Origin of the sequence: Limnospira sp. PMC 289.06 (assembly GCF_032350395.1) — a bacterium.
Classification (GTDB): Bacteria; Cyanobacteriota; Cyanobacteriia; order Cyanobacteriales; family Microcoleaceae; genus Limnospira; species Limnospira platensis.
The window spans coordinates 1-513 of the sequence record NZ_JARPLC010000472.1 but is presented as its reverse complement, the minus strand read 5'-3'; the positions used below and the strand labels follow the sequence as shown (position 1 = coordinate 513).

The window sequence follows — 513 nt, the reverse complement described above, 5'->3', positions numbered from 1 at the left end:
TCAACGATGGCAGTGGGGGATTTACCCAGGCCACCAATATCTCCCTGACCGGTGTTGACGTTAGTTCCGTAGCCACAGCAGACTTCAATGGCGACGGCGATATCGACATCCTGCTCACCGGCCGCGGTAGTGGCGATAACCGCATCAGCCGAGTGTATCTCAACGATGGCAGTGGGGGATTTACCCAGGCCACCAATATCTCCCTGACCGGTGTTGACGTTAGTTCCGTAGCCACAGCAGACTTCAATGGCGACGGCGATATCGACATCCTGCTCACCGGCCGCGGTAGTGGCGATAACCGCATCAGCCGAGTGTATCTCAACGATGGCAGTGGGGGATTTACCCACGCCACCAATATCTCCCTGACCGGTGTTTACCGTAGTTCGGTAGCCACAGCAGACTTCAATGGCGACGGCGATATCGACATCCTGCTCACCGGCCGCGATAGTAGCAATAACCCCATCAGCCGAGTGTATCTCAACGATGGCAGTGGGGGATTTACCCACGCCACCA

General features: G+C 56.7%; 1 protein-coding gene. It reads left to right on the top strand.

Annotation, left to right across the window (positions count from 1 at the left end):
* The coding region (locus tag P5674_RS25845; RefSeq protein ID WP_315670486.1) for a VCBS repeat-containing protein at positions 1-513 on the top strand (513 nt) is incomplete at both ends.